At 47.8% G+C, this 9,588-nt stretch carries 5 protein-coding genes and 1 pseudogene; 4 read left to right on the forward strand and 2 right to left on the reverse strand.

Annotated features, from left to right (window positions below; genetic code table 11):
• Window positions 1–41 precede the first annotated feature (41 nt).
• The 4 genes from Q0502_RS03405 to Q0502_RS03420 all read left to right on the forward strand — a co-directional run bounded on the left by Q0502_RS03405 (window position 42) and on the right by Q0502_RS03420 (window position 8,323).
• Window positions 42–1,487 (forward strand): SusF/SusE family outer membrane protein, encoded by a 1,446-nt coding sequence (locus tag Q0502_RS03405; RefSeq protein WP_298647150.1) that lies wholly within the window; start codon window positions 42–44, stop codon window positions 1,485–1,487.
• A 58-nt stretch (window positions 1,488–1,545) separates the two neighbouring features.
• Window positions 1,546–3,303, forward strand: a complete 1,758-nt coding sequence (locus Q0502_RS03410) for a glycoside hydrolase family 66 protein (RefSeq protein ID WP_298647153.1) — start codon at window positions 1,546–1,548, stop codon at window positions 3,301–3,303.
• 17 nt (window positions 3,304–3,320) lie between these two features.
• Complete coding sequence (locus Q0502_RS03415) at window positions 3,321–5,822, forward strand: TIM-barrel domain-containing protein (protein WP_298647155.1); 2,502 nt, start codon at window positions 3,321–3,323, stop codon at window positions 5,820–5,822.
• Between the two features lie 311 nt (window positions 5,823–6,133).
• Window positions 6,134–8,323, forward strand: a complete 2,190-nt coding sequence (locus Q0502_RS03420) for a glycoside hydrolase family 97 protein (RefSeq protein ID WP_298647159.1) — start codon at window positions 6,134–6,136, stop codon at window positions 8,321–8,323.
• 129 nt (window positions 8,324–8,452) lie between these two features.
• Here Q0502_RS03420 and Q0502_RS03425 read toward each other — a convergent pair whose 3' ends face one another.
• A complete protein-coding gene (locus Q0502_RS03425; protein WP_298647162.1) occupies window positions 8,453–9,367 on the reverse strand; it encodes a TraB/GumN family protein in 915 nt (304 codons plus the stop codon).
• Between the two features lie 26 nt (window positions 9,368–9,393).
• A pseudogene (locus tag Q0502_RS03430) lies at window positions 9,394–9,588 on the reverse strand (hypothetical protein); the annotation flags it as partial.

A 9,588-nucleotide genomic window follows, 5' to 3' on the forward strand; every position in this document is an offset into this window, starting at 1 on the left:
TGGACCTATACCGGACGATTAACGATTAAAAACGAATTTTTATGATGAAAACATATCGATTATTATTCATCCTATCGTTGCTGGCCACCGTTTTCATGCGGTGTGCCGACGATAATTATATGGAACTGGATAAAGGGAATACCCCGCTGGAAATCACCGCGTCAGTTGCTGAGATCGGACTCGATGCTGCCAACCCGACGACGGAAGCCCTGAAATTATCGTGGACAACAGGGTCCAATCAGGGAACCCATGCTGCTATCAGCTATACTTTTCAAATGGATGTGCAGGGTAATGACTTTGCCGGTGGCATCTCTCTCGATCTGGGAAGGGAAGTCTATGAGAAAATATACAGGAACGAAGAGTTGAATGAGATATTGCTCAACGATTTCGGTATTGCCGTAAATACGGAAACAGTACTGGAAGCCCGTGTCATCGCCACGATTGCGGCAGAGGGTATTGAGCCGGAGATCTCTAATGTACAGCGTATTTCGGTTAAAACGCACAAACCCATTACAAAAACGTTGTACCTGATAGGCGACGCAACGCCCAACGGATGGAGCGCGGACGATGCTACCGAAATGCGGCCTATCAACAATGTTCCTAAAGGTTTTACCTGGACCGGGTCGCTTTCACCGGGAAAATTCAAATTCATCACAACGCTGGGTGAGTTCGTCCCTTCTTACAACAAAGGGGAAAATGATACGAAACTCTATCTGCGTGAAAGTGGCGATGATCCCTACGATGAACAGTTCGAAATAACAGAATCCGGAACCTATACCGTGGCGGTGAATCTGATCACATTGGCCCTCAGCATCGTAAAAGGAGAAGGGCCGGAATACAGCGAGTTGTGGTTCGTGGGCAATCCTACCGGTTGGAATTTTGAAGTAATGACCGTAAATCCGCTCGATCCGTTCGTTTTCCATTACAATGCCGATCTTTCGACCGGCGGTGAATTCAAGATCGGAACTGCCGCGGGAAACTGGGACGCAGTCTTTTTCCGTCCCGCTGTCGATATGGCGGGCGAAGGTACGGATCTGGATGTGGACAAATGGGCCGGCGATCCTGATTATAAATGGAATATTACGGGCGGTGTATATAAAATCAAACTGGATACGCGTGATATGAAGATCAATATCGTTCCGTTCACGCCGTTCGAAATGGTATACCTCGTGGGCGATGCAACGCCCAATGGTTGGGATATCGGTAATGCCACCGCAATGACGACCACCGCTGATCCGTACAAGTTCACTTGGACCGGAGCACTGAAGGGAGGAGAATTGAAGTTTACCTGCGATAAACAAGATGACTGGAACGGCGCTTGGTTCATTGCAAACGAAGCCGATAAAACACCGACCGGACAGGAAGAACAGATGATGTATAACTATCCGGGGGCGGGAGTCGATTACAAGTGGAGGATACCAGAGGCCGGAACGTATCAGATCGAACTCGACCAGTTGAAAGAAACAGTTACCATCAAGAAACAATAAACAAACCGGAGGATCTGCCATACCCTTCATCAGGTGTGGCGGATCTCTAAAAAATATTATGATCAAAAAAATCACTTATATAATTGTCATTTATTCGCTGATATTGGCATCATGCGAAGATTATTATGACACGAAAAACGATCCGGTCACTTACGGCGATACCTACCTGAATATCGGTATTACTACCGATAAAGCCGTATATAAACCCGGGGAAACCGTACATTTTACCCTGAAAGAAAAACCGGCCGGTAACCTGAAAGTACGTTATTCGCATCTGGGAGAAGTGGTAAAGGAGGAAGCCCTGCCGGGGACAACCTGGTCATGGACTGCACCGGCCGAAGATTTCAAAGGATATATGGTTGATATTTATGAAACGGAGGAAAACGGCGAAAAGGTATATCAGAGCATAGCCGTGGATGTCTCTTCCGACTGGACGAAATTCCCCCGTTACGGTTTTCTTTCTTCTTACGGCGATATGTCCAAAGAACAAATTGCGAGGAATATCGAGACACTGAGCCGTTACCGTATCAATGGGATACAATTCTATGACTGGATGTACGACCATCATCGTCCATTGGCCGGCACCGTGGAAAATCCGCTGGCGTCCTGGCCCGACCTTATCGGACGCACCAACTATTTGTCTACGGTAGAGGGATATATCGATGCTGCGCATGACAGGGGAATGAATGCGATGTTTTACAACCTGGCGTTCGGTGCGCTGAGCAATGCCGCATCGGATGGGGTAAAAGAGGAGTGGTATATCTTCAGGGATGCCAACCGTTCCGATAAGGACAATCACCACCTCGATCCCCCTTTCCGCAGCAGCATTTACCTGACCAATCCCGGCAATCCGGGATGGCAGGCCTATCTGGCCGCACGCCACAAAGATGTGTACAGTGTATTCGGGTTCGACGGCTACCATATCGACCAGTTGGGGAACCGGGGAACGGTATATGATTATAATGGCAACGAAGTGAAACTGGATGAAACGTATGCACCGTTCATTGCCGCCATGAAACAGGCCGACCCCGGCAAACGGCTGGTGATGAACGCGGTCAGCCAATACGGGCAGAGCCATATTGCCCAGGCTGATGTCGATTTTCTCTATACCGAAGTGTGGGACGAAAGCAAGACCTTTGAACAATTGGCGCAGGTGATCCTTGACAACAACGCCTATTCAGATAACCGGAAACAAACCGTGCTTGCCGCTTATATGAACTATGCCCGGTCGAACAGTGCAGGATATGTGAACAGGCCGGGTGTATTGCTGGCCAACGCGGTGATATTCTCTTTCGGAGGTGCACACCTTGAACTGGGTGAACATTACCTGGCAAACGAATATTTCCCGAACTCGAACCTGCAAATGAAGAGCGAACTGAGGCAGGATTTGATCCGTTACTACGATTTTCTTGTGGCTTACCAGAACCTTTTGCGCGACGGAGGCACGTTTGCATCGTTTGAAGTGCAATCGGCCGACGAAAATGTCCGGGTAGAGAACTGGCCGGCGTCACAGGGAGCAGTGGCCGTTACCGGCAAAAAATTTACCGGCAGGGATGTGATCCATCTTCTTAATTTTTCCGATGCCAATTCTATGGAATGGAGGGATACCAATGGAATCCAAAAAGAGCCCACGGAAGTTGCCGATGTGGAGATTACAGTCACCGTGGATAATCCGGTGAAAAACGTTTGGTTCGCTTCCCCCGATCTGAACGGAGGGGTATCCAATACACTTGACTTCACGCAAGAAGGCAACGAAGTCAGATTGACGCTTCCGGCCTTGAAATATTGGGACATGATCGTCCTCGAGTATTTGTAATTCAATAAAACAAGTTGATGAAGTATTTACAATTTATCCTATTGCTTATCCTTTTCATTCCTTTCGCCTTGTCCGCGCAACAAAGCGGCAAAGCGAAAGAGACTACCTTTTATACGAAAGAGGGGAACAGGATCGTATTCAATGCAGATGACGGATCGAAGTTCTCACTCGAGATTCTTAGTAGTTCTGTCGTAAAAGTCTGGTTTGACCCTGCCGGGACATTCGTCCGCCACAACGGATCGTTTGCTGTTGTCAATGAAGACCTTGAAGATATAGGGGAGATAAACGTGAACGATGAACCGTTGTGCTACGAGATCTATACGTCCAAACTTCGCATCCGGCTGAATAAAAATCCGATGCAGTTACAGATCTTCGACAAATGGCAAAAACTGGTGTTCAGCGATTTTAAGGAGATCGGGCACGTGTCGGACTCAACAGCGAAAAAAGCCTATAAAATGCTGCGTAGCGACGAGCAATTTTTCGGTCTGGGTGAAAAGGCCGGGCCGCTCAACCGCCGCGGACGGGCATACAAGATGTGGAACAGTGACCGTCCGTGCTACAGTACGACCGAAGATCCGCTTTATAAGAGCATCCCGTTCTTTATGAGCAGTTACCAGTACGGTATTTTTCTGGATAATACCTACAAGACCGAATTCAAATTCGGTACGGAATCCGAAGAATATTACTCGTTCGAGGCGCCGGACGGAGCATTTGTCTATTACTTTATCTTCGGGAAAGATTATAAGGATATCCTGAGTCAGTATATCACGCTGACGGGCCAGCCGATCATGCCGCCAAAGTGGGCGCTCGGTTTTGCACAAAGCCGTGGCCTTTATACCAAGGAGGCACAGGCACTGGAAGTGGCTGCCGAATTCCGTAAACGGGAGATACCTGTCGATATCATTTATCAGGATATCGGCTGGACCCAGTATTTGCAGGATTTCGAATGGCGCAAAGGGAATTACACCAACCCGAAGCAAATGCTCTCTACATTGAGTCAACAGGGTTTTAAAGTGATCCTTTCACAGGACCCGGTGATCTCTCAAGCCAATAAGAAGCAATGGGAAGAAGCCGACAGGCTCGGTTATTTCGTAAAGGATGTCCGTACCGGTAAATCATATGATATGCCCTGGCCATGGGGCGGCAACTGCGGGGTAGTTGATTTTACCATTCCCGAAGTAGCCGACTGGTGGGGCGAGTCCCAGCAAAAGCCGCTGGACGACGGAGCACATGGTTTCTGGACGGATATGGGCGAGCCGGCATGGAGTAACGAGGAAGACCCCGACCGCCTCTACATGCAGCACCATACCGGGATGCACGACGAGATCCATAATGTATACGGCCTGACCTGGGATAAAGTAGTGAAAGAGCAATTCGAAAAAAGGAATCCCGGCAAACGGGTGTTCCAGATGACCCGAGCGGCCTATGCAGGACTTCAGCGCTATACCTTCGGCTGGAGCGGCGATAGCGGGAACGGTAATGATGTCCTCGAAGGGTGGGGACAATTACAGAATCAGGTGGCCGTGGGTATTTCCGCCGGATTGGGAGGAATACCGTTCTGGGCGACCGATATTTCCGGTTATTGCGGCGATATCAGCGATTATCCCGCAATGGCCGAATTATACACCCGGTGGATGCAGTTCGGTATATTCAACCCGCTGAGCCGGGTGCACCACGAAGGCGACAATGCCGTAGAACCATGGATGTTCGGCGAGGTGGCCGAGAAGAACAGTAAAGCAGCTATCGAACTGAAATACCAGCTTTTCCCTTATTTGTACACCTATGCCCGCGAGGCGCATGATACCGGATTACCTGTTATGAGGGGCCTATTCATGGAGTATCCCTACGATGAACAAGCCGTAAAGGTCGAAGACCAATTCCTCTTCGGTGAAGAATTACTTGTGGCGCCCGTGCTGAAAAAGGGAGAGCGGGTAAAACGGCTCTATCTGCCCGAAGGCGAATGGATTGATTTTAACGATAAGAAAACCGTTTACCTTGGTGGTCAGCAAATTGCCTATCGTACACCTTTGAACGTAATCCCCCTGTTCGTAAAGAAAGGATCCATCATCCCCATGATGCCCGTGATGCAATATATCCACGAAAAGAAAGACTATCCGCTGTTTGTCCATATTTTCCCGGATTATGAAGATGAAACAGCCGAATTCGAACTCTATGAAGACGACGGCGAGAACCTCGATTACCTCGGGGACATTGCTTCCAGGACCCGGTTTACCTGTACCACGCTTTCCAACGGGTACCGTACGGTGGTGGAACCGTCAGACAACGGGTTCAGGCAATCGGATAAAAGGAATATTATCCTTGTCTGTCATCTGGAAGAAATGCCGGGTTCGGTTACCGTAAACGGGAAGACAGTCAAAAAAACGGATGATGCGTCCATCGCCCGGAAAGCGGAAACCGATGTCTCGTCGATAGAATGGTCGTGGAGCGATCAATCGAAAGAGTGCCGGGTGAAAATACCCGATCAAAGAAAAGAGATAACTGTAATATTAGCTAATTGAACTTTCGCAGGTGTCACGATCGCGGCTAAATACTTCATTAAGAATGATTTGAGACCTATTCACGATTCGCAGGCTATCTGATAAATAACTCGCTGCGCTCAAACAGCTTATCAGATTACGCCTGTTTCATCGAACGGGTTCCCCACAAACCATTCACATGTTCCATATTTAGCTGCTTACTTCTTGCTGATAAACTTGCGAATAAAGAATCAATTGTATCAAAGAACTATAAGAGACAAATGCTCACACAAAAACATGGTTAACATGTCTTGTGTCTTGATTCTTGGCTCTTGCGTCTAAATTTTAAATGTATGAAGAAAATATATATTCTATTGCACTTCTGCCTGATCGCGGGAATCATGACTGCACAGGATTTGAGATCGCCGAATGGTGATCTGGAGATGAATTTTTCGGTCGATCAGCAGGGAACACCGGTTTATACCCTGAAATATAAAGGGAACACGGTAGTAAATCCCAGTAAATTGGGTCTCGAATTGATCGGGAGCGATAAGGTGGAGTTTGGCGCTGAAATAAATAGGGAGAAAGATCCTCAAACATCACTGTACGACGGATTCAGTGTGTCCGATGTGCAGAATAGTACTTTCGACGAGACATGGGAGCCGGTATGGGGCGAAACCAAAGAGATCCGCAATCACTATAATGAGATGGCGGTAACGCTCACTCAGAAAGCTACCGACCGTAATATGATTATCCGGTTTCGTTTGTTTGACGACGGGCTGGGCTTTCGTTACGAATTTCCCCAACAAAGGAATCTGGTCTATTTTGTCGTGAAAGAAGAGCTGACGCAGTTCGGTATGACGGGAGACCATACGGCTTACTGGATCCCCGGTGATTATGATACACAGGAGTATGACTATCATATTTCCAGATTATCGGAAATCAGAGGTATCAACGAAGGTGGAAGGCAGGAGAACCTGTCCCAGACCGGATTTTCAGACACGGGTGTGCAGACGGCATTGCAACTGAAAACAGCCGACGGTATCTATATCAACCTACATGAAGCAGCATTGATCAATTATGGAGCCATGCACCTGAACCTGGATGACCGGAACTTCATCTTCCAGTCATGGATTACACCCGATGCCAACGGAGCAAAAGGATATCTGCAAACCCCGTGTACAATTCCCTGGCGTACCATTATCGTAAGCGATGATGCCCGCGATATCCTCGCATCCGATATCACGTTGAATCTCAATGAACCGTCCAAGATTGAGGATACTTCATGGATCAAACCGATGAAATATGTCGGCGTATGGTGGGAAATGATTACCGGAAAAAGCGAATGGTCCTATACCTATGATTTGCCAAGTGTCCATATCGGTGTGACGGATTATTCCAAAGTGAAGCCGCACGGGCGGCACGGTGCTACTACGGAGAATGTGAAAAGATACATTGATTTTGCAGCAAAGCACGGGATCGACGGTGTACTGGTGGAAGGCTGGAATATCGGATGGGAGGATTGGTTCGGCAATTCGAAAGATTTTGTGTTCGATTTTCAAACGCCGTACCCCGATTTCGATATAGATGAGATATACCGCTATGCCCAGAGTAAAGGCGTGCAGATGATCATGCATCATGAAACGTCGTCTTCCGTCCGCAATTACGAACGCTATCTCCATAAAGCGTACCAACTGATGAACAAGTACGACTACCCCGCCGTAAAGAGCGGTTATGTGGGCGATATTATTCCCCGCGGTGAAAACCACTACAGTCAATGGATCAATAACCATTACCAGTATGCAATTGAAAAAGCGGCAGAGTATAAGATCATGGTCAATGCGCATGAAGCCGTGCGCCCCACCGGTCTTTCCCGAACCTGGCCCAACTTGATCGCCAACGAGTCGGCACGGGGAACGGAGTACCAGGCCTTTGGCGGCAGCAAGCCGAATCACGTAACAGTGCTGCCTTTCACACGCATTATCGGAGGGCCGATGGACTATACCCCGGGTATTTTCGGAATGGATATATCAAAACTTAACCCCAACAACCAGTCGCATTGTAATTCGACCATCGCCAACCAACTGGCACTGTACGTCACCATGAGCAGTCCGCTGCAAATGGCGGCCGACCTGCCGGAAAATTACGAACGATTCCCCGATGCTTTCCGGTTCATCAAAGACGTAGCATTGGATTGGGATGAAAGCATATACCTCGAAGCCGAACCGGGAGAATACATTACCGTTGCCCGAAAAGCCAAAGGCATAGATAACTGGTTCGTCGGCAATACTGCGGGGAACAACCCGTTTACTTCTAAAATCGCATTCGATTTTCTGGATCCGGGCAAGCAATATGTTGCCACGATCTATGCTGATGCCAAAGATGCTGATTATAAAACCAACCCGCAGGCATATACTATCCGCAAGGTAGTAGTAACCAGTAAATCCAGATTGAATCAGGCTTCCGTCCCGGGAGGTGGTTTTGCCATCAGCCTGTTTCCGGTAACGGACAAAGCACAAACCAAAGGATTGAAGAAATTATAAATAATTTGGGCCAATGCTGAATTGACCTCAAAATAGTAGAGCCCGGTATTGTACGGGGCTCTGCTATTTTATAATTATTGTTTTTGATATCCGGGAAATAACGACTTTTCCCAGAATCTTAGCTTTTTACTATCTCTTTACTGCCTCTACGTTATATCCCAACTTTCGTAATCCTTCGATCAGTCCCTCATCACCTGGTAAATGCAGGCATCCGACGGCAATAAATGAGGATTTTTCTTCCATGACAGACGGTAATTTTTCTAACCATTTCCGGTTGCGGTCACCGTTCAGCGCATTGTCTTCTTCTTCCGTAGAGGGACAGGGATCATCGGGTGTCTCCTTTTCGTACAACTGGTGCAGGGTTTCGATATCTTGCGCATGGTAAGCTGCCTGAAATTCATCCATCTGCTCTTTCAAGAGTCCCGGATGTTTTACCATACAGATCAACATCTCGGCCTGACGCTCCAATGACTGTAAATTCAGCAGTACGTCGATCTGATCTTCGGCTGTCTCCAAACCCATCACAGGACGCGAACGTTTCAGCGCCTCTTCCTGGAAATATTGATCCAGATTCTTCTCCGAAGTTACCGAAGGATAATATTGCTGATAGAGGGAGAGGGAAATCAAATTGGACAGCATTGCCGGTTTAAGTTGTCCCAATTGATTGAGACCAACCCCTACCAGGGCGTGGAGCATGCTGTCCAGCAGTGCCGCATCCTCAGGAGAAAACAGTGTCTGGTAGGTTACTTCCGGGGGCATGAGGCCTTCGCCCATGATCTTCCTCTGCATTTCTGTCATATTGCCCATATCGAGTTCACCCACTGTCTGTTCCGTTTCTTCAAAAGCAGCGTCAATTCCGTGGATACTATCCAGGAAGGAGATCGGCACAAGGTGATGTGTACCGAAAAGATAAGAGGGTTTCTCCAGCCCGTTCCCCGATATTTTCCACAGCAGTGAGTTCCCTTTTTCGTTCGATACTCCGGAGGAGCAGGAAAGTAATAAAAATAGAATCGTTAAAACGACGAGCCCTTTTTTGTAATTCATGAGTAATTATTTAGTGAACTTTATATTTACCGGTGCAGTTTTGCGAAATTGGCATCCGGAGTATTCCCTAAATGGCTCTTCTCTTTGCCCAGACCCAGAAAGTCGAACAGGATCCAGAAGATCGTAAAAGAGGGTATCACGTCGGTAACCGGCAGTAATTCTTCAATGAAGGTGATCAGTGAGGTATATTTCCCTTTTCTCTCCCCGAACATCTTATAACT

It is taken from the genome of uncultured Proteiniphilum sp. (genome assembly GCF_937873925.1).
In the GTDB taxonomy this organism is placed as follows: Bacteria; Bacteroidota; Bacteroidia; order Bacteroidales; family Dysgonomonadaceae; genus Proteiniphilum.